A 24,787-nucleotide genomic window follows, 5' to 3' on the forward strand; every position below is an offset into this window, starting at 1 on the left:
TTCATTTTGTATTCGTTATAAAAACATCAAGTGCGGTTTCCTGTAACCGTTTGTATGTATTCTATCATTTAATAAGAGAGCATAGTCATTTCTATATAGAAATAATCAAAAAATATTTCATCAAACCGACGAGCATCAGGTATCAAAAGTCCGAAACCTTCCCATAATGGTTGTAAAACGGCGAGGCGATGGAAGATGAATCTAGCGGATATGCTCACATATGCCGATATTGGACAGCTTAGCAATATAGCGAATCACTATGATTGTGACGCTAAGCGGAATTCGAAGCACGAATTGATCCAGAGCATCCTGTCCAAGCTCGGGCGAAGAGAGTTTTTCGAGGAGCAGGTCAGCAGCTTGTCACCGAGCGATTTGCGTTTTCTGAACAATCTGGTCTTTGACACTCGAACAGGCTACAGCCTGGAAGAACTGACGGCCGCCATCCGTCATACGGCGGATTTGGAGGAGAAAGAAGATAAAGCCTCTTCAAACAAGAAGGCAGCTGCCGCCAAAACGGAAAGTCCGCGGGAGGCGGTCGCGCGTTATCGCCGGAGCGGCTGGCTGTTTAACGGTTTTACACATTCCACCAAGTATTTGTTTCAAGTGCCCTCGGATTTGAAGGAGCGGTTTCGCGATGTGCTGCGGGAGCGGCTTCATCAAAATCTGCAGCGATTGCCGCATGATCCGGAAGCATACCGGGATGAGCAGGGACTAGCCGCGGAAGATCTCAAGCTGATTCTTAAATATGTAGGCGGGCACGATATCGAGCTGAACCAGGAAGGATTCATGTACAGGCGAAATCAGCAGCAGCTCATGAGTACGCTGCATATTTCGGAGCCGTTGATTACCAAAGGAGCGTGGCGGTTCGGGTATGGCCGTTCCTGCATTGAATATCCCGACCGATTTGCGCTGCTGTACGATTATGCCTACGCCAAAAAATGGATCAGGGAAAACCACGCCCGGTTGATCCTGAGTGAAACCGGAGCCTCGTTTCTTGAGGAAGGAAATCAAGTTAGCGTGATACAGATATTCCGCTTTTGGTTAAGACTGTATAAAGGCGCAATTCCCAATATATCTTCTCTTGTTTACTGGATAAGTCAGTGCGCAAGAGATTGGGTCACGGCAGCCTCGCTTTACGAATCGCTGGGCTGGCTAATCCGTCCTTTCTATTATGATAGTCCGCAAAACATCTTGGAGCAGCGGATTATCCGCATGCTGATGCATTTGGGGATGCTCAGAATAGGGGAGAGCCAGAGCATGGGAACATCATACAAAATGACCGCGCTTGGATTGAAGGCAGCGGAAGCCGGCATACATATCAGCGATTCGAATGATGATCTGATCCTCTAGCATGGTTGTTTGGACAAGTTCGCAGCAGCCGTAAATATGTTGGAAGTTAAGCAATTAAAGGGAAAGAATATAAGCTATACGCAAATTTAGTTTGGAGGTGCATCCTAATGGATAAGATGAAGGTTACTTACGAGGTTATGTTAGGTCTGGCGGCCGAAATGGTGTGGGACGAGGCATTGCGCAAGCATCGGAGCGAAGAGCTGTACAAGGAAATCGACGAAGCGCTGGCTTCCGGCGACGAAGTGGCTTTCCGAACCCTGACGGATGAACTGAGGACTTTGAATTGAAGAAATGCTTTATCGCATTTCTTCTTTTTTTGCCTAACCTGCCCTTTCACTCGTATAATGAAGACAAAATCATGATGAGTGAGCAGAAAGGAATGTATCTTGCATGAAATTTAGTGAAGTGGACGAGCAGACGTGGCCGGAACTGAAACCTTATTTTGATACCTGCCTGATTCCGTTTACCGGACTTTCGGGTACGGAAACGCCATGGGAGGCGACAGCCGCGCTGGAACGGCTCCGGGATTTTATGGATATGGCAGAAATTCCGTTTAAGGGAAGATTGGTTACATATCCTGCCGTACAATATGGAAATACTGAAGATATGAAGCTTCTAAATGAAGTTTGTCACAATGTCAAATCCATCGGCTTTAAGTTCGTGGTGGTCATGACAGCCGATTCCGAGCTCTCTATAGAGGATGTGCCCGAAAGCACGCTTGTCCTGTCGCGGCGCAGGCTGGAAGGCAGTGACTCGATCCCTATGCCTGCCATCGTATCAGGACAGATCAGCGAAATGTGGCAGCAGGAAAGCCGTGTTGAATTGTGACAAAAAACCAACAATTTATGAAAGGGCTATTGGAAGCGAACCCAAATTTGGGATTCAAATTCTTGACGGTCTTGGGTGCCTAAGATATTATTAGTATGTCCTAGTAAGTCGTGTGATTTTAATCATTGATGACACTTAAGAACGGTTGACAAAGGGGGTTGAACACAGAATGAGCAGCAACCACAATGACGAGCATGAAGAATCGCACAATCCACCCCGACAGAAAGAGATGTCCCGCAGACAATTTCTTACATACACGTTGGGCGGTGCCACAGCTTATATGGCTGCTGGAGTAGTTTTGCCAATGCTCCGCTTTGCCGTTGATCCGATTCTTCAAAATAAGGAAGAAGGGTCTTTTGTAAAAGTCGCGGAAGAGAGCAAAATTACCAACGATCCACAGGAATTCCATTTCGAGCTCAAACAGCAGGACGGCTGGTACAACAGTACAGCTACTTTGACGGCGTGGATTCGTAAGAACGATCAAGGTGAAATTGTAGCGCTTTCACCGATTTGTAAGCATTTGGGATGCCTTGTTGGATGGAATAACAACAAGAATTTCCCGGATGAATACCACTGCCCTTGCCACGGTGCGCGTTATACACCGGACGGTAAGAACCTGGCAGTCGCGCCGAAGCCGCTTGACCAGTACGAGACGAAAATCGAGAACGGCTGGATTTACCTCGGCGCCATCGTGCCAAATACCGTAGTTAAATAGGAGGCGTAGATTCAGATGTTGAAGAATGTCTACAACTGGATTGATGAACGTCTCGATATCACGCCGATTTGGAGAGACGTTGCAGACCACGAGGTACCGGAACACGTAAACCCGGCGCATCATTTCTCCGCGTTTGTGTACTGTTTCGGCGGCTTGACGTTTTTTATCACAGTCATCCAGATTCTGTCGGGAATGTTCCTGACGATGTATTACGTACCGGATATCATAAACGCTTACAACAGTGTCGAGTACCTGCAAACACAGGTTGCCTTCGGACAGATTGTCCGCGGCATGCACCACTGGGGCGCAAGCTTGGTAATCGTTATGATGTTCCTGCATACGATGCGCGTGTTCTTCACCGGCTCTTACAAAGCGCCGCGTGAAATGAACTGGGTCGTTGGTATGCTCATTTTCTTTGTTATGCTCGGCCTTGGTTTGACAGGCTACCTGCTGCCATGGGATAACAAAGCTTACTTCGCTACAAAAGTTACACTGGAGATTGCGAACTCCGTACCTTGGCTTGGACCTATCATTAAAGAATTGCTGCAAGGCGGTACGATCGTAGGTGCCGAAACGCTGACGCGTTTCTTCGCTATTCACGTATTCTTCCTTCCGGCTGTCCTTCTTGCCTTATTGGTAGGACACTTTATCATGATCCGCAGACAAGGTATTTCCGGTCCACTATAAGAAGAAGGGAGGCGCATATTTATGGCACATGGTCATAAATCTGATGAAAAAGTAGTTTATGTCGGCGATTCGCGTGTGAAAAAAGGCAGCGGTTGGGTTACGCCGCCGGATTACACCGCATATCCCGGCAAATCAGAAGCGTTCATTCCTAACTTCTTGTTGAAGGAATGGATGGTTGGTGTAGTTGTATTGGTCGGTTTCCTTGTTCTGACCATCTCGGAACCGGCACCGCTTGGTTATCCGGCGGATCCGGGGGCTTCGGTCATTCCGATGCCGGACTGGTACTTCCTGTTCCTGTATGAATATTTGAAGCTTCCGTACGCATCCGGTGATTATGTGGTACTCGGCACGATTGGCGTTTCCGGCGTGGCCTTTGGCTCATTGCTCCTGGTTCCGTTCCTGGATACAGGGAAAGAGCGGAGGTTCTACAAGAGACCTATCACTTCGGCGCTTATGATTCTGTCGTTGTTTGCCGTCATCTATCTGACCAATGCTGCATGGACGCATTATCAGCATGAACTGGAAGCTACAGGCCAGAAGCCGGAGCATATTCAGCGGGAAGAAGAAGCTCACGAGAAGCGTGCCGCTGGTCTGCCAACAACCAGCGGCAAGCAGCCTGAAGACAGCATCGTAGCGATTGTGGATAAGGATAATCCTGCAATGGAGACCTTTAAAACGGCTACTTGTATCTCCTGTCATGCTGCAGATTTGAAAGGGGCATCCGGACCGTCGCTGCGCGGCGTCGGTGACACCCATACAAAAGAAGAGATTGTGGCGATCATCGAAAATGGCCAAGGCAGCATGCCAGCTATGAAAGAAACGGCACTCTCTGCTGGAGTTACTGAAGAACAACTCGACCAGCTGGCGGATTGGCTCGCAAGCCAAAAAGCAGAAGCGGCTGCAGAGTAGCATGCATTAAAGAACCTGACCGTATTACGGTCAGGTTCTTTTTTTAAATGCGTACATAGATGAAATATGTCCCTGGTTTAGGTATAATCGGCATTAGTCTAAAGAATACAGGAACAGGATTGGAGGACCGAGTTTGTCAATTTCGTTTTTATGGAGCCGGGAATTTCTAAGCAAGCGATCGATTCTCTGGCTGCTGCTCGTATGCAACGTACTTGGAACGATCTATGGATACATATGGTACGGCGCTCAAATGGCCGATACGGTGGAACATGGCTACATATGGCAGGTCGTATTCGTGCCGGACAGCCCGACGGCCAGTTTGTTTTTCAGTTTGGCGCTTTTGCTGCTTCTCTACCCGCCTCGGAGCCTCGGCGGCGCGTTGTTTCAGCAATTCATAGAGGCACTGGCAGTCGTAACATCGGTGAAGTATGGCATATGGGCAGTTGTTATGATATTTGCCGGACAAGCCCAAGGAGATGTGCTGGCATGGCAGGATTGGATGCTTGTCGCTTCGCACACGGCGATGGCAGTAGAAGCCTTGCTGTTCGTCCGATTGTTTCATTACCGCTGGACAGCCCTAACCGGGGCCATTGCCTGGACGCTGCTGAACGACACCGTCGATTATACATATGGCGTGTTTCCGTGGCTGCCCGGTCCGTTATATGATGACCTGCCAGCCGTCCAGCTGTTCACTTATCTATTGACGCTCTTCAGCGGTTTCGCCGGCTGGATCTTCATGAAATACGGGAATCCCAAGCAACGCTAGCCGTTTCGCCGGCACGGTTCTATGAGCATCCCTTCTGCCATACATATACGGTAGGAGGGATGTCCCATGTTACGAATCTTTCCGAAGCTCCTTCTGTGCCTGTCCGCGCTGCTTCTGCTGGTTACCGCAGGCTGGGGTAATCCCATATGGGCTAGCCCGGCGGCAAACGGACAGTCGGAGTCTTCGCCCGCTGCATCCATTCAGGCCAAAGCGCTGAACAAGGAGGTGGAGCAGTTATACCGCCATGTGGAGGAAGGCAATGTACAAGCCGTGTTAGAGGATATTCGCCGGGTATCCGGGCTGTTTGAGGCTTCCTCATTTCAAGGATTGACCGGCGTCGAGGGGATCCACGCGTTGGCTGAGAGCATTCTGGAGATGAAAGAAGCTACGGCACGGGCGACGCAGGAGCCCCGGCACTGGATGGTGTCCGCCGGCAAGCTCCGAATGGCAGCGGATAGCCTGATCCATGCCAGGGATGCGTTATGGCATCAATATTACAAGGTCATACGCGAAGACCTGAGAGTCATGGGACAGTATGCGCAGCAGCACGATCAGGCTGGCATGAGACGAGCCTACGACAGCCTGAGCGAGCATTATGAGCTCATCCGTCCTTCCGTTGTCATTCAGCGCAAGCCCGAGGATGTCAACATGATGGAATCCTGGATTTCCTATGCAGGGGGGCTGGTGGCATCCGGAGACGCGGCGCAAGTGGAGAAAGTGGTCCCGCAGGGCGAGGAAATGATGAATATGTTATTCGGCAAGAAAAAAGACGAGCCTGCGCTTGCTCCGCTGGGAGAGGTTAAAGAGCCATGGACTTGGCAGCTGGTCATAGCCGCTTTTATTTTGGCGGCATTAACGTTTGCAGGGTACCGCAAATACCGCGGCCAGCTGTACAGCGCAAAGCCGATGTTCCCCCGAAAGTAGTCGAATATCCATCATGGTCCGAATAGCCCGGTGCAAACCGGGCTATTCCTCTTTAAAACCTTCCCCGTGCACGTCATTGACATCATTAATGATAATAAAAGCCCGAGGGTCCAAGGATTTGGCGATTCCCGTAAGGCGGCGAATTTCCTGCCTCGATACGACGCAGTATACCATATGCTTGGCTTGCATGGAGTAGGCGCCGATAGCCGGGATCAGCGTGACCCCACGATCCATTTCCGTGGATATGCGATTTGCGATATCAGGCGCACGGTCACTGATGATGGTGAAGGCTTTGGCGGCATAAGCCCCTTCCTGTATGAAATCGATCACCTTGGAAGCGATGAACACGGCGACCAGGGTATACAATATGCGCTCGAGCGGGATAAAGAATAAGGATAGACCGATAATCAAAATATCGAGGGATAAAATGATTTGGCCCATGCTGAAGCCGAATTTCCGGTTGATGATTCTGGCGATGATGTCGGAGCCGCCAGTCGTCCCGCCGAACCGGAAAACGATGCCGAGCCCGGCCCCCAATGTCACCCCCGCATAAAGCGCAGCCAGAATATAATCATGCTCGGTGTGAAAAGGCACGACATACCCGCGGTCGATCAGTAATTCGAACAGCCACAGAAACAGGGTTAAGGATGCGATGCCGAGACCTGTATAGACAGACTGGCGTTTACCGAGTATTTTCATTCCGACCAGGAACAGCGGGATATTCAATGCCATGGTTGAAATGGACGGCGATATGTTAAAGGCGTAATTTAGCAGTACGGTAATGCCGGTGACCCCACCCTCCATGAGTTCATTCGGAATGATGAAATACAGCAGTCCGAATGCGTATATGGCGGAACCGGCGATGATCGGAATGATCGTTTGCAGCTGATGGAGCAACTTGGACGTTTTCATAAGACCCCTCGCATTTCCAATAGTGGATATTTCCGATTGTCTGCAGATTGCTTCGCACCTGTCTAGTATGCGCCGATATGGTTTCAGCAATAAAAAATTATTTGTTTTCAAATCCGCTTTACGATAACATAGGTTTAAAACCAATCGCTCGTATGAGAGAAGACTGCCCCAGCTTGAAGGTTACAAGCTGAGGCTGACTGTGCAGTGAAGGGAGTTAAGAGTCTTGGGAAAATCAATGGCTGAAATGCAGCAGGAAGTCGATCGATACATATCACAATTCAAGGAAGGTTATTTCAGTCCTTTATCCATGATGGCCCGTATGTCTGAAGAGGTGGGGGAACTCGCCCGAGAGGTTAATCATCAGTTCGGCGAGAAGCCGAAAAAAGCGGATGAAGCGGAAAATTCCATCGAAATGGAGCTTGGAGATATATTGTTTATTACGATCTGTTTTGCCAATTCCCTCGGCATCGATCTCGCGGAAGCGCATGATAAAGTGATGCATAAATTTTCTACGCGCGATGCCGATCGTTGGACGAAAATAAACACCGATTAGGCAGCTGCTACATATGCTGTACCAAACCCGCTGTGGGGAGGGACAGCCCGTGAAACCTGAAAGTTATATACAAAAAGCATATCGATGCATACTTCAAAATGATTTCGAAGAAGCGTTGCGTTGGTTTGAGCAAGCGATCATCGCGAATCCGGGAGATGCCGAAGTGCATTATCGGTGCTCCATTACCTACGGCAGAAGCAACAAGCTGGAGATGGCGATTACGCATGCGGAGGAAGCCGTCAGGCTGCAGCCGGACAAACCGGAATATGCTCTTCATTTACAGCATATCAAGGCTGCGGAGCTGGTGCAGCGAGCAAGAAAAATGGTGGAAAACCGCAAGGATGTGACCAAGGCTGAATTGTATCAAGCCGTGGGACATTTGAAATCCGCCGTAGCCATGGACCCTTTGTATGCTCAGGCTTATGTATGGCTTGCTCTTGTTTACAGTGAACTCGATGAGCATGCGCTCGCCATTACCACGCTTAAAGAGGTGATTTCGTTGTACCCGCAGGAGAGCGGGCTGCAGCATATTATGGAGGAACTCAAACAGCGCTTGAAATCATATATGCAGGATACAGCATCGGATGGAAAGTGAGGATATGTAACATGGTAAACAAATGGACAGTTGCGGTCGTCGGTGCCGGCGGCCGTATGGGTAAAGAAGTAGTGAAGCTTGTATTGGGCGACGAGGAACTGGAACTGGTTGCTGCCGTCGGCTTGTCGGATGCGGGGGCCGATGCAGGAACGCTGGTAGGTCTGCCTGCTTGCGGCATTACGGTGACATCGGATCTGGAGATGGCGCTTGTCGAGTCCAAACCGGACGTCATGGTTGATTTTACGGCGCCTCAATTTGCATACAGCAATACGGCGTTGGCCATCAAGCACGGCGTTCGCCCGATCATGGGCACGACCGGCTTCACGCCGGAGCAAATCGAAGAGCTGGACAAGCAATGCACGGAACAGAACATTGGCGGTTTGATCGCGCCGAACTTTTCCATCGGAGCCATTCTGATGATGAAATTTGCAGCCCAGGCGGCCAAATATTTGCCTCACGTTGAAATTATCGAAACCCATGGCGACCAGAAGCTGGATGCTCCGTCCGGAACATCGATCAAAACAGCGGAAATGATTGCGGCGAACCGCGAGGAGATTCGTCAAGGCAATCCGAAGGAAGAGGAAGTCATTGAAGGTGCAAGGGGCGGGTATTACAACGGCTTCCGAATTCACAGCGTTCGTCTGCCGGGCGTTTTTGCCCAGCAGGAGGTCATTTTTGGCGGTTACGGTCAAAGCCTGAAGATCCGACATGATTCGTATGAACGTGCAGCTTATATGCCGGGCGTGAAAATGGCTATAGAGAAGGTAATGGGCTACACCGGATTGGTCTATGGATTTGATCATTTTATTGACTAACATAGGGGAGAAATTACTATGAATATTGCATTTATCGCGCATGACCGCAAAAAAGAGGAAATGGTCAATTTCGTTATCGCTTACGAAAATGTATTCGAAGATCATAAATTATACTCGACTGGAACGACGGGAACCCGGATTATGGAGCAAACCAAACTCAGCATTCACCGTTTTGCCTCGGGACCGCTGGGCGGCGATCAGCAGATCGGAGCTCTTGTGGCGGACAATGAGATGGACCTGATTATTTTTCTGCGGGATCCGTTGATGGCACAGCCTCATGAACCGGACATCAATGCACTCCTCCGTTTGTGCGACGTGCAGGGAATACCGCTTGCTACCAATGTGGCGACGGCTGAGATTCTCGTCAAGGCGCTGGACCGCGGCGATTTTGCATGGCGCGAACTCGTTCATAAATATAAACCGGGTGTGGATAGCTGATGAACACCAAACTGGACATATTAATCTTCGGAGCACATGCAGACGATGCCGAGATCGGAATGGCAGGAACGATTGCAAAGCATACGGCAGCTGGGCTGTCGGTCGGGATCTGCGATCTCACGCAGGCGGAAATGTCGTCGAACGGCACCGTCGATCTTCGCAAGCAGGAGGCAGAGCAAGCTGCCGGTATTTTGGATCTCAAGGTCCGAACGAATCTGGGGCTGCCGGATCGCGGTTTGTTCGTGACGCCGGAGCATATTGAACGGGTAACGGCCGAGATTCGCAAGTTTTCTCCTTCTATTGTATTTGCTCCCTACTGGGAGGATCGCCATCCGGACCATGTCGCGTGCAGCCGGTTGGTTGAGGAAGCGGTATTCAATGCCAAGCTTCGCCGATACATGCCCGAGCAGCCGCCGGTTAAGGTGGACGAGCTTTATTTTTATTTCATAAACGATATCGGAAGAACGGATTTGGTCGTTGACGTTACGGAGCATTACGGCGTTAAGGAGCAGGCCTTGTCTTGTTACCGTTCCCAGTTCGAGAAGGCTGAAGAAGATGCAGTCTCAACCCCGTTGACCGAGGGGTACATCGAGCGTGTGCGGGCCAGGGATTCACTGCTTGGAGCGCGCAGGCTTATTCCTTATGCAGAGGGCTTTGCTTGTAAAAGTCCGTATGTTGTTCATCTATTCGGCCCCAAGCAGGCATAATATATAGAGGCGTACATAAAGGAGGCCTGACATGAATCAACAACCATTAAAAATCGGCATTACCTGTTACCCATCGCTCGGCGGGTCAGGAGTCGTGGCGACCGAACTGGGCAAACTCCTCGCGGAGCAAGGCCACCAGGTTCATTTTATCGCTCACAGCATTCCGTTCCGATTAGGAACTTTCCATAAAAATATTTTTTATCATGAAGTTGAAGTAAACGACTATTATGTGTTTCGTTATCCCCCATATGACCTCTCGCTGGCGACCAAAATGGCTCAGGTGGCAAAAATGCAGCAGCTTGACGTGCTTCATGTGCACTATGCCGTGCCGCATGCCGTATGTGCCTTCTTGGCCAAGCAGATGGTCGGAGATCAGCTGAAAGTCGTTACGACGCTCCACGGAACCGATATTACGGTGCTGGCGCAGGACGAGTCGCTGAAGGATTTGATCCGGCTTGCCATTAATGAAAGTGATGCCGTTACGGCCGTTTCTCAGGATCTTATTCGTGAGACGCGGGAGCTGCTGGATATAAGCCGTGACATCGACCTTACCTATAATTTCGTGGATCCGCGGGTGTATTATCCGCGGGATTCAAGATCGCTGCGTAATGATTATGCCGATCCGAACGAAAAAATCATGATGCATATTTCCAACTTCCGTCCCGTGAAACGGGTAGGCGACGTATTGGAAATATTCGCCCAGGTGCAGGAGCAGGTACCCGCGAAACTGCTGTTAGTCGGGGAAGGGCCAGAGCTTCCGAAGATCCAATGCCGGATCAATGAGCTGGGGCTTGGCAGCAAGGTGCATTTTCTCGGCAAACAAGACGAGATTGCCCATGTGATCTCGATGGCGGACGTGCTTCTGCTCCCATCCGAGAAAGAAAGCTTTGGCCTGGTCGCCCTGGAAGCAATGGCGTGCGGAGTGCCAACGGTCGGATCCACGGCAGGCGGCATTCCCGAGCTGGTTACCCATGGGGAAACCGGGTATCTGGCTCCAATCGGAGACACGCATTCGATGGCTCAGCACGTGCTTGAAATATGTAAGGATGAAGCCCTTAGCGAACGGCTGCGCAAGGCATGCCTGCAGCGCTCCAAAACGATGTTCTGCAATGAATTGATACGGGGCAAGTACGAGGAAATCTATTACCGAGTATTGGGACGGGAGGTTAGCGAGCTGAAGCCGGTTTGCGGCTGAGCTCGACCCTCTCGTTGTTTTTCGGATAAAAGGAACGGGAAACTATGGCAGATATGTATAATTCGATTCGATGGCGCAACGCGGACCCCGACATGGCCGAGCGGAGTGCGGATGTGATCCGCACTCTGCTTCGGCATGGACATGAAGCGTATTGGGTCGGAGGCTGTGTCCGTGATGAATACATGGGGCGCAGGGTCAGCGACATGGATATTACCACCTCCGCCTTGCCGGAAGTCACCTGTTCCGTCTTCCCCAAAGTAATTCCAACAGGAATCAAGCACGGAACCGTGACGGTGCTGATGGAAGGCCAGTCTTTTGAAGTGACGACATATCGGGTGGAGAGCGGTTATGAGGACCATCGTCATCCGACGGAGGTCGCTTTCGTCGGGGAAGTGAAGGAAGATTTGAGGCGTCGCGACTTCACCATGAACGCAATGGCCAGAGGAATTGACGGTTCCTGGGTTGACCCCTTCGGCGGACGAGAGGATATTGATCGGAAAGTGATTCGCTGCGTGGGCGATGCCCGTGTTCGTTTTCGCGAAGATGCCCTGCGCATGGTGCGCTGCATCCGTTTTGCCTCCGTGTTCGGTTTCTCCATCGCACTCCGTACATGGAGAGGGATCCTCTCGGAGAGAGACACCTTAGGATGGATTGCGATGGAACGCATCCGCAGCGAATTCGAGAAAATTCTGGCTGGGCCGTCCCCGCTGCGCGGATTGGAGATGTTTGTCCGGAGCGGACTGCATTCCCGGATGAAAGCGCCCTTTCCCTATACCACGCATGATAGGAAGACGATCGAAGCCATGGAGCGGATTGAACCGGACCATGCGACGATCCGTTGGTCCTTGCTCCTGCTCGCATGCGGCATTACAGCTCAGCAAGCAGAGGAGCTGCTGCGATCATGGACCTTCTCCAATAAGCAGCGGGAATCCATCGTGAAACTGCTCTCGCTGCATGAATCCTATCTGCAGCAACCGAATGCGGGCGATGCCGAAAGCAGCAGGCTCAAGTGGATCAGCCTAGTCCTTGCCTACGGGGTCGAGGCAGCCCAAGGATGGCTGGAAATGCAAACGGCTTTGCATCACGCGGGAGCGTCTTCTGCTCCGCTGACCTTCATCCGGCAGCTTGACGTGTGGCTGCAGGATCTCCGGATCCGCAGCTTGAAGGATTTGGCCATCACCGGCAGCGAATTGCTTGAGACGCTGGGCAGACGCGGAGGCCCATGGCTTGGGGAACTTCTTGGGCTGCTGCTGGGGAAAGCGGCGGCAGGTTTGATTAACAACGATAAGGAATCGTTGATTGAAGAAGCAAAGCGGGTGGTAATTCATAATGAAGGATCATGATCAAGACAACGCACTTCTGAAAATGTTCCAGGAGAATGCCGGTCAGTTTCTGTCCGGGGAAGAGATTAGCCGAAAATTGTCCATCAGCCGGACGGCCGTATGGAAGCAGATCAATAAGCTTCGGAATGCAGGGTATGATTTCGAGGCCGTTCCGCGGCTTGGCTACCGCATGTTGGACGAGCCGGACCGACTGAGCGGGGATCAACTGACAGCGGGCATGACCAGTCGGTACTTCGGCAAATCGATCAAGCTGCTGGACAAAACGACGTCAACTCAGGAGGATGCCCGGCAGTTGGCGGAAGAAGGGGCAGCCGAAGGCACGCTTGTCATCTCGGAAGAGCAGACAGGCGGCCGGGGCAGAATGGGAAGGAAATTTCATTCCCCGAGAGGCAAAGGCATATGGATGAGCCTGGTGCTCAGGCCGAAGCAGCCGCTGCATCTAACCCAGCAGCTTACCTTATTGACAGGCGTGGCGGTATGCCGCGCCATCGCTAAATCCGCCGGCGTGCAAACCGACATCAAATGGCCGAACGATATTCTGTATCAGGGCAAAAAGGTTTGCGGCATTCTGCTGGAGTCCGCAACCGAAGATGAAAGAGTACGCTACTGCATTGCCGGCATCGGAATCAGCGCGAATCTGAAAGAAGCGGATTTTCCAGAGGAATTGCGGAACGTTGCGACATCGATTCGCATCGCCGGCGGGAAAACCGTCAACCGGACATCGCTGATCCAGTCCATCATGTCGGAGATGGAGGTTTTATACGAATTGTACAACGAGCAGGGCTTCGAGCCCGTAGCCTCGCTCTGGGAAGCTTTATCCGGAACGGTGGGCCGCGAGGTTCAAGTACAGACGGCCCGTGACCGTTTTAGCGGGATTGCGACGGGACTCAACCAGGACGGCGCTCTGCTGGTCCGCAACCAGCATGATGAACTCGTTCCCGTGTATTCGGGCGATATTCTTTTTAATACCAGGTAAATGAAACATGGTGAAATCGGAGCTGGAATTTGATATACTACAACTATAGAGGCGGTATCGCCATGAGCGAATTGCACTCTGCAGCAAATGGGAATTATGATTTAGAACACCTTCATAACTGTTATGCCGGTTACGTTGGATTCTGCTCTGAGCCGAAAGGACCGAGACAGAAGGGACGATCGCGAGTGACTCTTTTTTGCCTTTCGGACTTTTTAGCAAGTACGTGCTAAAAGGTTTTTTTTATTGTGTCGAACTACATCACACAGGGAGGCTGTGTCACAATGGCAGGCAAACAACCACTGAACATCGTGAAACTGAAGAACATGAAGAAGAAGGGCGTACCGATCACGATGCTGACCGCGTACGATTATCCTTCCGCCAAGCTGGCGGAAGAAGCGGATATTGATATGATACTGGTGGGCGATTCCCTCGGCAACGTCGTGCTGGGTTATAACTCCACGATTCCCGTCACGCTGGACGACATGGTGTACCACACGCGCGCCGTCGCTCGCGGAGCCGAGGATACGTTCATCGTAGCGGATATGCCGTTCATGACTTATCATGGAGGCATCGATGAAAGCTTGCGCGGCGTTCGGCGATTGATGCAGGAAGGTCATGCGCATGCCGTGAAAATGGAGGGCGGCGAAGAAATCGCCGATACCGTAAAACGGATCGTACAATCCGGGGTCCCGGTGCTGGGCCATATCGGTCTGACGCCTCAGTCGGTAAACCAGATCGGCGGCTACCGGATTCAAGGCAAGGATGCCCAAGACGCGCAGCGGCTCATGAACGATGCGAAGGCGCTTGAAGCGGCCGGCGCATTTGCTATCGTGTTGGAGCTGGTTACGGAAGAAGCGGCTGCTGACATATCCAAAGCGCTGAGCATCCCGACCATTGGCATCGGCGCCGGTCGTTATTGTGACGGCCAGGTGCTGGTATTCCATGATATATTGAAATACGCGTCCCCTTATCGGGACAAACGCTTCGTGAAAACCTACGCCGATGTCGGCTCCGTTATCCGCGAGGGTATCACGCGGTATGTGAAGGAAGTGAAGGACCGCGCATTCCCTGCCGAGGAGCATGTGTTCAAGACGGAGAACAATGCCGGTTCCGAAACGACAACGGCATTATATGGAAGCCAAAAGGAAAAGGTGGGCACGACATCATGAAAGTGATTCGCAGCATTGCGGATTTAAGATCAGAGCTTCGGGACCGGCTGGAATCCGGCAGAGGCCCGGTAGGCCTCGTGCCTACGATGGGATATTTGCATGAAGGACACGCCAGCCTGATGCGGAAGGCGCGGGAAATGTCAGGCACGGTGGTCATCAGCATCTTTGTCAATCCGATTCAGTTCGGACCGGGCGAGGATTATGAAACTTACCCACGGGATGAAGCGCGTGACCTGGCGTTGGCGGAATCCGAAGGGGTGGACGTGGTATTCATTCCCGCGGTAGAGGAAATGTATCCTCAGCCGACCAAAACCAAAATTGCCGTAGCTGAAATTACGTCATTGTTGTGCGGGGCCTCCCGCCCCGGACATTTTGACGGTGTCACCACGGTTGTGAATAAATTGTTCAATATCGTAAAGCCCGACTATGCCTTCTTCGGGATGAAGGATGCGCAGCAGGTGGCCGTCATAGAACAAATGGTACGGGATTTGAATATGGATGTGACCATCGTGCCATGTCCGATCATTCGCGAATCCGACGGCCTTGCCCTAAGCTCGCGGAACGTGTATCTGAAGCCGGAAGAGCGGGAACAGGCTCTTGTGCTGTCGGGCTCGCTGCGGACGGCTCAGGAGGCAATCCGGCAGGGACAAGCGACGACGGCAGGAGAGATCCGCGCTCATCTTCGGGATTATATATGCCGTTCTCCGCTCGCTGATATCGATTACGCGGAATTGCTCACCTTCCCGGAGCTTGCGCCCGTGGAAGATTCATACCGCATTGTGGATGAAGACAGACCCGTCATCATGGCGCTGGCCGTGCGTTTTGGCCGCACCCGTCTCATTGACAATGCATTACTTCAACCAAAAGTAGGGGGATCCCATGTTTAGAACGATGATGAAATCCAAAATCCACCGCGCAACGGTGACGGAAGCCAATCTGAACTATGTGGGCAGCATTACCATTGATGAGGATCTAATGGAGGCTGCAGACCTTCTGGAGAATGAAAAAGTTCAAATCGTGAACAATAACAACGGCGCCCGTCTGGAAACGTACGTAATCAAAGGCGAGCGCGGCAGCGGCGTCATCTGCTTGAATGGGGCAGCCGCACGGCTCGTACAGCCCGGCGACAACGTCATTATCATTTCTTATGCCATGATGTCCAAAGAGGAATACGACCATCACACCCCGACGGTCGTGATCGTCGACGAATCGAATAAGCCGGTTACGACGGAGTATCGCGAAGTTCACGCCGCCATTCTCTGAAGAACCAAAATGTGTCGGGACCCTAAAGGGATGAAAAGACCGTCTTCTACAGAAAATGAGTTCAGGTCGACGCACTGATCTCATTTTTCCGCTAAGGGTGGGATGCAGCTATGTTTCAACATGTATTCGCCGAAATGAACAACATGTTAGATGAAATTGTGAAGCATTACCCTTCTGCTCAAGGTCCCCAAAAACAGGCGCTGGTACAAAACTGGAACATGCTCAAAAGCATGAGCGAGGGCATTATCGAGGAGTGGCTGCATTTTGAAGAAAAAATGGCCATCTTCCGCGAGAGTGCAGCGTCACCTCCGGTTTTTCCGCCGACCGAAGCGCCTGAATTGCAGCTGGATGCGTTCGTTCGCGGTCAAGGTTACTACAAGCTGTTGATGTTCCAGCCGGCCATACAGCAGTTTGAGGCAGCCGCTGCGGTATTTCCGGACAGCCTTCTGATCAAGTTGTACATTGCCATGTCCCATCTGTATTTGGGGCAAACCGCCCAAGCATCCGACGTACTGATCTCCATCCTGCCCCTGGCTGACAACAGAAAGCTTCGGGCGATGATCTACAATGCGCTTGGATGCATCGAGGTGTTGAATGGACAGCAAGCAAAGGCCGAGGAACATTTTGCGCTGGCAATTCATAGCGATCCGACGCTTCCCGACCCCATGATCAACCTGGAGGTCTGCAAGCAGAATCGCGGTGAGCTCCAGTACGGCAGCCAATTGATCTCTTTGCTGTAGAAATCAAGCCACAACAAGAAGCGATGCCAGAGCTCACCTTGAGACTTTGGCATCGCTTTTTGCGTACGGGAGCGGTACAGAAAGCCAGGGGATTTTTTACCCGGAATGTTCAAAACCCGCAACTTCTGGTATGCTGTTAATTAGTCTGGAGGAAAGGGATTTTATCGAAATGAAATTTGCCGTATTGGATTTTGAAACCACGGGCAACCAGTCTGCAGATGAAATCATTCAGGTTGGACTGGCCATCATCGAAGAGGATCGAAGCATATCCCGCGTATACGGCACCTATGTCAATCCCGGGATTCCGATCCCTCCTTTTATTACCGGTTTGACCGGCATTTCCGACAGTGATGTAGCGGATGCTCCGTCATTGGAAGAAATGATGATGGAGCTTGTGCCCATGCTCGACGATGTCGTATTGGTTGGACATAACGTCGCTTTTGATTTTAACTTTTTGCAAAACGCGCTCGATCGCTGCGGCTATTTACCGTTCAGCGGCCGTATTCTAGATACGATGCACTTCTTAAAAATATGCTTTCCCTCGCTCCCGTCCTACCAGCTCGGGATGGTGTCCTCTCATTTCGGCCTGGAGCATGACCGTCCGCACCAGGCGGACAGCGATGCGCTTGCCACAGCCTATGCGCTGCTGAAATGTTTGGAGGAGATCGACGAGCTTCCGCTGCTCACCATTCAGCGTTTAAGCGACCTGTTTGCCGACGAGGACAGCGATTTGGCCTGGTTCTTTGACGGCATTCGTTCCGACAGGGAGCACCGAGCCGTACAAGTGGGAGACACCCATACGTACTACCGCCAGTTTGCCTTGGCGGTGGATGATTGGAACGATATAGCACCTGTCAGGGATGAGACGGAGCCCAACCCCTTGGCCGATGTAAGCTTCGAGCAATACATGAACGATGTTCGTGAACGCCTGAAGGAAACGCTGCCTCATTACGAGAGCAGGGATGCCCAGGACATGATGTTCCAGGAAGTGATGCAGGCGCTGGATGACAATAAACATCTATTGATCGAAGCGGGCACGGGAACCGGCAAATCCCTTGGATATTTGCTGCCGTCGATCTATCAAAGCGTGAAGCAGGAACAGAAGGTTATGGTGAGCACGCATACGATCAACCTTCAAGAACAGCTGCGTGACCGGGATATTCCCCTGCTCACCCAGGTTGTTCCTTTTCCTTTTAAGGCGGCCATTTTCAAGGGCAGGGGACATTATTTGTGTTTGAGAAAATTTGAACATAAAATAAATAGAAGAGATTTTCATTCCCCGAAGGAAGACGTAATCACGGCGGCCCAGATGCTGGTCTGGCTGACCCAGACGGAGAACGGGGATGATGAAGAGCTAAACCTTGGCGGACGCGGAGGGGATTTCTGGGAGACCATCTCCAGCGATTCGGATTCTTGCCTCGGACGCGCCTGTCCTTGGTTCCGCAAATGCTACTATCACAGGGCCAAGCATGAAGCAGGCATCGCGGATGTCGTCATTACGAACCATTCGAAGCTGTTCACCGACGTGAAGGCGAATCATCAGCTGCTGCCAAGCTATGAGCGCCTCGTCATCGACGAAGCGCATCATCTTGAGGATGTCGCCGGCAAGCACCTTGGCTTGCAGATGAAGTATTTTTCGGTGGTCCATACCTTGACCCGCATGTACAAAGACAGCCGAAGCGGGCAGCTCCCGGCTCTGCGCCAGCTGCTGCAAGCTTCGCCGCACGAGAAGGCAGTCGAATGGTCTTCCGTCATCGACCGTTTGTATCCGGACCTCATTACTGCAAAAGAGAACTGGGATCGGCTCAGCGATCAATTGTTCGGACTGCTTCCGGAACGCGGAGACGCTTCTCCGGGAGATGCCGGCCAATTCTCGCTCCGCCTGTCCCCGCTTAAGAAGCCGAAGGATTGGGATTCGATGGCCGAACTGGAGCATCAAATTCATCTGACGCTGGGCGATGTCGTGCGCAAGGGCGATAAGCTGATCGCCGAAATGAAGGAAGATTTGGATGACTACAGCGCGGACAGCCTGTTAACCGACCTATCGGGCCTATTTAAGGACCTGGCCTCGCATCGCGAAGACCTGCGCTCCTTCATGGCCCTGAACGATGAGGGCACGGTATACTGGATGGAGGCGAACGGCAATTTCCGCAGCAAATCGCTGCAGTTGTATGCCGTGCCCGTCGACGTGAGCGCTCATCTGAAGGAATTGTTTTTTGACAAGAAACAAAGCGTGATTCTGACATCGGCGACCTTGTCGGTGGACAAATCGTTTCAGTTCATGATCGAAAACCTGGGTCTTCAGGAAGCGGCTGAAGCGGGGAACCTGAACACGGTTCAGCTCCCGTCCCCGTTTAATTACAGGGAACAAGCCCTTCTTGTCGTGCCGCGCGATTTTCCGAGCGTGAAGGGATCGGTCGGGGATGCACTCTTTGTGAATACGCTCGTGAAGTCTTTGGCCGATACGGCCGTCGCTACGCATGGCCGCATGCTCGTCCTGTTCACTTCCTACCGGATGCTGCGCCAGGTGCACGAGCCGTTGAAAGAAGCGCTGGCATCAAGCGACATCACGGTATTGGGACAAGGTATGGACGGAACCAGCCGTACCAAGTTAATCCGAAGATTTCAGGACAGCAGCGCTTCCGTGCTGCTGGGCACCAGCTCCTTCTGGGAAGGGGTAGACATCCCGGGCGAGGCGCTGACTTGTCTTGCCATCGTCCGGCTGCCGTTCCAGCCGCCGAATCATCCCTTGGTCGAGGCCAAGAGCGAACTGCTGCAGCAGCAGAAGAAGAATCCCTTCATGAAGCTTTCGGTTCCGCAAGCGGTCATTCGTTTCAAACAGGGGTTTGGGCGTCTGGTGCGAACAGCACAAGATAAAGGGATCGTGATCGTGTACGATACCCGGGTCATTGAATCCTATTACGGGAAGTATTTCTTATATTCCTTGCCGGGGCCGAAAATGGAGCATATGCCGACAGAGGGGATCGTTCCCCGAATTTCGGAATGGCTGCAGGAAGAGGCAAGCGCGGGAAACCAAGCGGAATAAAGTGAAACCAAGCACGATCAACAAAAAAGATGTAGTTATTAACCTATTATTAGGGGGAGCATGCATGAAATCGGAAAAAATTTCGGAAGCCGTGGTCCGCAGATTACCTGTATACTTGCGCTATTTGAATGAGCTTCAGAAGAGGGAGGTTTCCACGGTTTCCTCCCAGGAGCTGGGACAGAAGCTGGACCTCAATCCTGCTCAAATTCGTAAGGACCTGGCGTATTTCGGTGATTTTGGACGGAAAGGGATCGGATATGATGTTTCTTATCTGATCGAGAAGATTCGCCAGATTCTGAAGCTGGACCAGAAGATCAATGTCGCACTGGTCGGGGCCGGTAATCTTGGACATGCATTATCGAATTACAATGCATTCCTGAAGGATAATATGAAGATTGTGGCGATTTTCGATTCGTATTCTCCCAAAGTTGGTATGAAAATTAACAATTTGGTCGTACAGCCGATGGAAGAGCTGGAGAAGACGGTTCATGAGCACGGCATTCGAATCGGGATTATTACCGTTCCGGATTTCGAAGCGCAGAACGTCGCGAATCAGCTTATCGCCTCAGGGATCGAGGCGATTCTGAACTTTGCGCCAACCATCCTGAAAGCCCCAGCCCATATCCGGATTCATACGGCTGATTTTACAACGGATTTGCAAAGTTTGGCCTATTATTTGGATAACGGCAAGGAGGATGCAGCACATGACAACAACGAAGTGGATGGTTAAGAACGGAACGTTTGCAGTACTGGAGGAAGGCCAATCCGTGCTTCGCGGATACCTGGTGGTTGAGAACGACCGGATCACGTACCTGGGCGAGGAGGAGCCCGTCGTGGAAGAGGGAACAGAGATTATCGACGGAACCCATCTGTTCTTCCTGCCCGGATTGGTGAACACGCATGGACATGCCGCCATGTCGCTTCTTCGCGGCTATGGGGACGATCTGGCGCTGCAGGTATGGCTTCAGGAAAAAATGTGGCCGATGGAAGCCAAATTCACGTCAGACGACGTATATTGGGGCACATCGCTCTCCGTGCTGGAGATGATCAAAGGCGGAACCACGACGTTTGTGGATATGTATGACCATATGGATCAGGTCGCGAAGGTTGTCCAGGACTCGGGAATGCGCGGCGTCCTGACGCGCGGCGTAATCGGTTTATGCCCGCCCGAGGTACAGCAGCAGAAGCTGGATGAGGCGGTGGCATTCGCGAAGGATTGGCATGGCAAGGCTGGCGGCAGAATTACGACGATGATCTCGCCGCACGCGCCTTATACCTGCCCGCCGGATTTCATCGAAAAATTCGTTCAAGCATCCCATGACTTGAACCTGCCTTTGCATACCCATATGTCCGAAACGGAAACGGAAGTGGCTCAGAATGTTAAGGACTACGGGCTTCGCCCCGTTGCCCATTTGGAGAAGCTGGGCATGTTCTCCCGTCCTACGCTCCTTGCGCATGCCGTTCATCTGACCGATGAGGAAATCGAAGTCTTGGCCAAGCATCAAGTAGCCGTATCGCATAATCCCGGAAGCAATTTGAAGCTTGCCAGCGGAGTCGCCCGCGTACCTGCGCTGCTGAAAGCCGGCGTAACGGTGTCGCTCGGTACCGACGGACCTGCTAGCAACAATAACCTGGATATGTTCGAAGAGATGCGGCTGGCTGCCCTGATCCATAAAGGAGTAAGCGGGGATCCGACGGCCATTCCGGCCTCCGATGCGCTCCGAATGGGCACGGTATACGGAGCCAAGTCCGCTTTCCTTGAGGATATCGGTATGCTCGCGGTTGGGATGAAAGCCGATATGATCGCATTGAATACGGATCAGGCGCATTTCCTTCCACGGACCGACTATATTTCTCACGCGATCTACTCTGCCAGCGCGAAGGATGTAGAGCATGTATGGGTTGACGGCAAGCAGGTGGTGAAGAATGGCGCGAGCCTTACTCTCGACGAGGAACGCATCCGCCGGGAAGCGCAGCGTGCATTTGAGCGTCTTACAACCCTCTAGGGAATAATCAAGGGGAGCGAGGAAGACGGATTTGAAGAAAAAAACGAAGTGGATATTGCTGAGTGTGTCCGGCGTCCTGCTATTATTGCTTGGCCTACAGCTCTATTATTCCTATGTTATGAAAGATACGTGGAATGAAGAAAGAATGGCGATCCTTGCAGCGAAACAGCATGGCCAATTGGTCTCGTCCGACAAGACCTATAAATCGGTATGGGGCGAGGACAATAACTATTGGGTGGTCAGCGGGAAAGATAAAGACAATCAAGACCGCATGGTCTGGGTGAAGTTTACGGACGATAACGTTCCTGTTGAAGGGACAGATGCCGTTCAGTCCGTGTTATTGAATACGGGCATGTCAGAGGCCGTGATGCGGGACCAGATCCGTAACGAAATGCCGGGTGCGGTCATCAAGCGATTGCTGCCGGGAATGTATGAAGGCGAGTATGCCTGGCAGCTGCAATATGAAAACAACGGTCAGCGCGGCTACAGATTCTATCGTTTTCAAGACGGAAACGCCATCGGAAATGATATTATTCTTCCTAATCAATAAGAAAACAAATGAAAAGGCGTCCCCTCATAGGGATGCCTCTTTGGCACATAAATATGTAAGCGTATACAGAAATAAATTGGTAAAACTGTTCTAAATATTTTCACAGACAAGCATGAAAAAGTATATAAGATGTGATATACTCGTACTTGTACGAATTGAGCAGATCAATTACATGCCTCACCATATATCGTTGTTATATGTATTATTGTGCTGCAATTGCTATACAAAATTTCATATCGAAAATTGAAGGAGGAACTTCATGAAACTGCGCATTGTACCTATCATGCTGACTGTCGTGATCTCAGCATCGGTCCTCTTTGGCGGTTGGTTTCTGTATCGGCAGATGGCTTTGCAGAATCCGCTCGCAACTGTTGTGTCACAATACGATGGCGTGAAAAGTTCTCATATAGATATTAAACAGGATACCGTGACTTTGAATCTTGATTTGGCTCCGGATGCGAATTTACAAGGTTTGGTTCAGCATATTAAGCAGGAAGGCAAGTCCGTGATCGGCAAGCGGGAATTGAGAATCCAGGTGGAGGACCATTCCTCGGAAGCATTGGATCAATGGTGGGAGCAAGCGATGCTGTCGGTTGCCGAAGCGATGGACAATAAGCAGTATACCGATATTCAATCATCGCTCGAGCAGTTGGCTGCCCAGTCGCCGAATTTGAAAGCAAAAGCAACGATCGACGACACCAATGTCTATGTCAGCTTGTCGGACGGCAAGTCTGGTAAATTTATAATCTTGCCGCGTCAACCTGGCAAAATGGAGGTGTGGAACCATGCCTAAATTAGCAAAAGAAATCATGTTAGGCTTCATTCCGGTTTTGTTGGTATTCCTTGTGTTTGTCGGCGTAAACATCGTGCCTCTCTTAATAGCGGCAGGACTCGTAGGCGGCTTGCTGTTTATAGCCAAGATGAAGGGCGGCATCGCGGTTGGTGCCGGAAATGAGCGAAAGCGGAAGAAGAGCGGCCCGGCCAAGCTGACGTTCGAGGAAATCGGCGGGCAGGATAACGCTAAGCAGGAGCTGCGGGAAGCATTGGATTTTCTGATTCGTCACGAGGATATCAAGAAATTCGGCATACGTCCATTGAAGGGGATTCTTCTCACAGGGCCTCCGGGAACAGGGAAGACCTTGATGGCCAAGGCCGCTGCCCATTATACCGATTCTATATTTGTCGCTGCTTCCGGCAGTGAATTCGTGGAGATGTATGTCGGCGTCGGTGCAGGGCGAATCCGGGATTTGTTCAAGGATGCCCGCAACCGCGCGGCCAAAGAAAACAAGCAAAATGCCATCATCTTCATCGATGAGATCGACGTCATCGGCGGTAAACGCGAAGGCGGCCAACAGCGAGAGTACGATCAAACGCTGAATCAGCTGCTGACCGAAATGGACGGCATCTATTCGCAGGACACGCCTCGCATTCTGGTGATCGCCGCAACGAACCGTAAAGAAATGCTGGACAGCGCGCTGCTGCGTCCAGGACGATTCGACCGCCATATTCAAGTGGATCTGCCTGATAAGAAGGGCCGGACGCATATCTTAAACCTGCATGCGGGCAATAAGCCGCTGCATCAAGATGTCGACCTGGAAAAAATAGCAGAGGAAGCCTACGGCTTCTCGGGTGCACAGCTGGAGAGCGTCATGAACGAAGCCGCCATCTATACGATGCGCGAGAACGAACAATTTATCCATCAGCGTCATCTGTCCATGGCGATTGACAAGGTCATGATGGGCGAGCGTTCCGACCGTGAATCGAATTTGGAGGAGAAAAAGCGTGTTGCCATCCACGAATTGGGACATGCTATCATGGCAGAGCTGGTGCGCCCAGGCAGCGTGAAGCAAGTCGCGCTCAGCCCGCGCGGCAAGGCGCTTGGTTATGTTCGCCATAATCCGCAGCAGGAACAGTATTTGTACACAAAAACCTTCCTGGAAGAGCAGATTATGATCGCTCTTGGCGGCGCGGCCGCCGAAGAGATCTATTACGGGGGCCGAAGCACGGGCTCCAGCAATGACTTCGAGCAGTCGCTGAACATCGTGGAGACGATGATGAAGTCGGGTCTGACGTCGCTGGGTATCGTTAACATGAACATGGTTACTACCGAAGAGCTGATGAAAGAGAACAATGTGATATTGGAAGAGCTGATGAATCGCACCAAAACTCTTTTGGAGCAGAAACGGCCGATATTCGACAATTCTCTTGACATCCTGTTGAAGGAAGAAATTCTCTCGGGAGAACAATTTCGTTGTCAATTTCGTGAAAACGCGCTTTTACCAGCATAAATTGTTATGCTG

The 24,787-nt window shown here is 51.5% G+C and carries 27 protein-coding genes; 26 read left to right on the forward strand and 1 reads right to left on the reverse strand.

Features of this window, described 5'->3' with window-relative positions; all coding sequences use genetic code 11:
- Nucleotides 1-195 precede the first annotated feature (195 nt).
- The 8 genes from P0X86_RS12135 to P0X86_RS12170 all read left to right on the forward strand — a co-directional run bounded on the left by P0X86_RS12135 (nt 196) and on the right by P0X86_RS12170 (nt 6,179).
- Complete coding sequence (locus P0X86_RS12135; RefSeq protein ID WP_192572468.1) at nt 196-1,350, forward strand: hypothetical protein; 1,155 nt, start codon at nt 196-198, stop codon at nt 1,348-1,350.
- Between the two features lie 107 nt (nt 1,351-1,457).
- Complete coding sequence (locus tag P0X86_RS12140; protein ID WP_009595190.1) at nt 1,458-1,637, forward strand: IDEAL domain-containing protein; 180 nt, start codon at nt 1,458-1,460, stop codon at nt 1,635-1,637.
- Nucleotides 1,638-1,740: 103 nt separating this feature from the next.
- A complete protein-coding gene (locus tag P0X86_RS12145) occupies nt 1,741-2,178 on the forward strand; it encodes a DUF2487 family protein (RefSeq protein WP_213577775.1) in 438 nt (145 codons plus the stop codon).
- Between the two features lie 169 nt (nt 2,179-2,347).
- The gene (locus P0X86_RS12150; protein WP_015734548.1) at nt 2,348-2,893 is read left to right on the forward strand and encodes a Rieske (2Fe-2S) protein; all 546 of its coding nucleotides are present in this window, start codon (nt 2,348-2,350) and stop codon (nt 2,891-2,893) included.
- Between the two features lie 15 nt (nt 2,894-2,908).
- Nucleotides 2,909-3,580 carry a menaquinol-cytochrome c reductase cytochrome b subunit gene (gene qcrB / locus P0X86_RS12155; protein WP_006209500.1) on the forward strand — a complete coding sequence of 224 codons (672 nt, stop codon included), beginning with the start codon at nt 2,909-2,911 and terminating at the stop codon, nt 3,578-3,580.
- Nucleotides 3,581-3,601: 21 nt separating this feature from the next.
- The gene (locus P0X86_RS12160) at nt 3,602-4,489 is read left to right on the forward strand and encodes a menaquinol-cytochrome c reductase cytochrome b/c subunit (RefSeq protein ID WP_009595210.1); all 888 of its coding nucleotides are present in this window, start codon (nt 3,602-3,604) and stop codon (nt 4,487-4,489) included.
- A 133-nt stretch (nt 4,490-4,622) separates the two neighbouring features.
- A complete protein-coding gene (locus tag P0X86_RS12165; protein ID WP_015734550.1) occupies nt 4,623-5,255 on the forward strand; it encodes a DUF1405 domain-containing protein in 633 nt (210 codons plus the stop codon).
- A 66-nt stretch (nt 5,256-5,321) separates the two neighbouring features.
- Nucleotides 5,322-6,179, forward strand: coding sequence for a sporulation protein YpjB (locus P0X86_RS12170; protein WP_277748568.1), 858 nt, complete (start codon nt 5,322-5,324; stop codon nt 6,177-6,179).
- A gap of 42 nt (nt 6,180-6,221) precedes the next feature.
- Here the strand turns inward: P0X86_RS12170 and P0X86_RS12175 are convergent, their stop codons facing one another.
- Nucleotides 6,222-7,091 (reverse strand): YitT family protein, encoded by an 870-nt coding sequence (locus P0X86_RS12175; protein ID WP_015734552.1) that lies wholly within the window; start codon nt 7,089-7,091, stop codon nt 6,222-6,224.
- Between the two features lie 223 nt (nt 7,092-7,314).
- On the opposite strand from P0X86_RS12175, the gene P0X86_RS12180 reads away from it, so the two are divergent.
- The 18 genes from P0X86_RS12180 to P0X86_RS12265 all read left to right on the forward strand — a co-directional run bounded on the left by P0X86_RS12180 (nt 7,315) and on the right by P0X86_RS12265 (nt 24,775).
- Complete coding sequence (locus P0X86_RS12180) at nt 7,315-7,644, forward strand: nucleotide pyrophosphohydrolase (protein ID WP_015734553.1); 330 nt, start codon at nt 7,315-7,317, stop codon at nt 7,642-7,644.
- A 49-nt stretch (nt 7,645-7,693) separates the two neighbouring features.
- The gene (locus P0X86_RS12185; protein WP_009595137.1) at nt 7,694-8,239 is read left to right on the forward strand and encodes a tetratricopeptide repeat protein; all 546 of its coding nucleotides are present in this window, start codon (nt 7,694-7,696) and stop codon (nt 8,237-8,239) included.
- A gap of 11 nt (nt 8,240-8,250) precedes the next feature.
- Nucleotides 8,251-9,054, forward strand: coding sequence for a 4-hydroxy-tetrahydrodipicolinate reductase (gene dapB, locus P0X86_RS12190; RefSeq protein ID WP_277748569.1), 804 nt, complete (start codon nt 8,251-8,253; stop codon nt 9,052-9,054).
- Nucleotides 9,055-9,072: 18 nt separating this feature from the next.
- Entirely contained in the window at nt 9,073-9,492 is a 420-nt protein-coding gene (gene mgsA, locus P0X86_RS12195; RefSeq protein WP_015734554.1) for a methylglyoxal synthase, read from the forward strand.
- Entirely contained in the window at nt 9,492-10,199 is a 708-nt protein-coding gene (gene bshB1 / locus P0X86_RS12200; protein WP_036665612.1) for a bacillithiol biosynthesis deacetylase BshB1, read from the forward strand. Before mgsA ends, bshB1 begins: the two co-directional genes overlap by 1 nt.
- A 31-nt stretch (nt 10,200-10,230) precedes the next feature.
- A complete protein-coding gene (bshA, locus tag P0X86_RS12205) occupies nt 10,231-11,394 on the forward strand; it encodes an N-acetyl-alpha-D-glucosaminyl L-malate synthase BshA (RefSeq protein WP_015734556.1) in 1,164 nt (387 codons plus the stop codon).
- Between the two features lie 44 nt (nt 11,395-11,438).
- Nucleotides 11,439-12,737, forward strand: a complete 1,299-nt coding sequence (locus P0X86_RS12210) for a CCA tRNA nucleotidyltransferase (protein WP_277748570.1) — start codon at nt 11,439-11,441, stop codon at nt 12,735-12,737.
- Nucleotides 12,724-13,713, forward strand: coding sequence for a biotin--[acetyl-CoA-carboxylase] ligase (locus P0X86_RS12215; RefSeq protein WP_192572463.1), 990 nt, complete (start codon nt 12,724-12,726; stop codon nt 13,711-13,713). The genes P0X86_RS12210 and P0X86_RS12215 overlap by 14 nt, the downstream gene beginning before the upstream one ends.
- 281 nt (nt 13,714-13,994) lie before the next feature.
- Complete coding sequence (gene panB, locus P0X86_RS12220) at nt 13,995-14,882, forward strand: 3-methyl-2-oxobutanoate hydroxymethyltransferase (RefSeq protein ID WP_277748571.1); 888 nt, start codon at nt 13,995-13,997, stop codon at nt 14,880-14,882.
- A complete protein-coding gene (panC, locus tag P0X86_RS12225; RefSeq protein ID WP_277748572.1) occupies nt 14,879-15,769 on the forward strand; it encodes a pantoate--beta-alanine ligase in 891 nt (296 codons plus the stop codon). The genes panB and panC overlap by 4 nt, the downstream gene beginning before the upstream one ends.
- Nucleotides 15,762-16,145 carry an aspartate 1-decarboxylase gene (gene panD / locus P0X86_RS12230; protein WP_015734561.1) on the forward strand — a complete coding sequence of 128 codons (384 nt, stop codon included), beginning with the start codon at nt 15,762-15,764 and terminating at the stop codon, nt 16,143-16,145. Before panC ends, panD begins: the two co-directional genes overlap by 8 nt.
- A 110-nt stretch (nt 16,146-16,255) precedes the next feature.
- Nucleotides 16,256-16,885, forward strand: coding sequence for a hypothetical protein (locus P0X86_RS12235; RefSeq protein WP_009595155.1), 630 nt, complete (start codon nt 16,256-16,258; stop codon nt 16,883-16,885).
- Nucleotides 16,886-17,054: 169 nt separating this feature from the next.
- The gene (gene dinG / locus P0X86_RS12240; protein ID WP_192572461.1) at nt 17,055-19,931 is read left to right on the forward strand and encodes an ATP-dependent DNA helicase DinG; all 2,877 of its coding nucleotides are present in this window, start codon (nt 17,055-17,057) and stop codon (nt 19,929-19,931) included.
- 64 nt (nt 19,932-19,995) lie between these two features.
- On the forward strand, nt 19,996-20,661 hold the full coding sequence (locus tag P0X86_RS12245) for a redox-sensing transcriptional repressor Rex (protein ID WP_009595150.1): 666 nt from the start codon (nt 19,996-19,998) through the stop codon (nt 20,659-20,661).
- Nucleotides 20,636-21,937, forward strand: a complete 1,302-nt coding sequence (locus P0X86_RS12250; RefSeq protein WP_277748573.1) for an amidohydrolase — start codon at nt 20,636-20,638, stop codon at nt 21,935-21,937. Before P0X86_RS12245 ends, P0X86_RS12250 begins: the two co-directional genes overlap by 26 nt.
- A 31-nt stretch (nt 21,938-21,968) precedes the next feature.
- Nucleotides 21,969-22,487: a cell wall elongation regulator TseB-like domain-containing protein gene (locus P0X86_RS12255; RefSeq protein ID WP_192572459.1), complete on the forward strand. Its 519-nt coding sequence runs from the start codon at nt 21,969-21,971 to the stop codon at nt 22,485-22,487.
- Nucleotides 22,488-22,746: 259 nt separating this feature from the next.
- Nucleotides 22,747-23,280 (forward strand): hypothetical protein, encoded by a 534-nt coding sequence (locus P0X86_RS12260; RefSeq protein ID WP_009595224.1) that lies wholly within the window; start codon nt 22,747-22,749, stop codon nt 23,278-23,280.
- Nucleotides 23,273-24,775 (forward strand): AAA family ATPase, encoded by a 1,503-nt coding sequence (locus tag P0X86_RS12265; RefSeq protein WP_015734565.1) that lies wholly within the window; start codon nt 23,273-23,275, stop codon nt 24,773-24,775. The genes P0X86_RS12260 and P0X86_RS12265 overlap by 8 nt, the downstream gene beginning before the upstream one ends.
- Nucleotides 24,776-24,787: the final 12 nt, after the last annotated feature.

It is taken from the genome of Paenibacillus sp. BR1-192 (assembly GCF_029542445.1).
Classification (GTDB): domain Bacteria; phylum Bacillota; class Bacilli; order Paenibacillales; family Paenibacillaceae; genus Paenibacillus_AQ; species Paenibacillus_AQ lautus_A.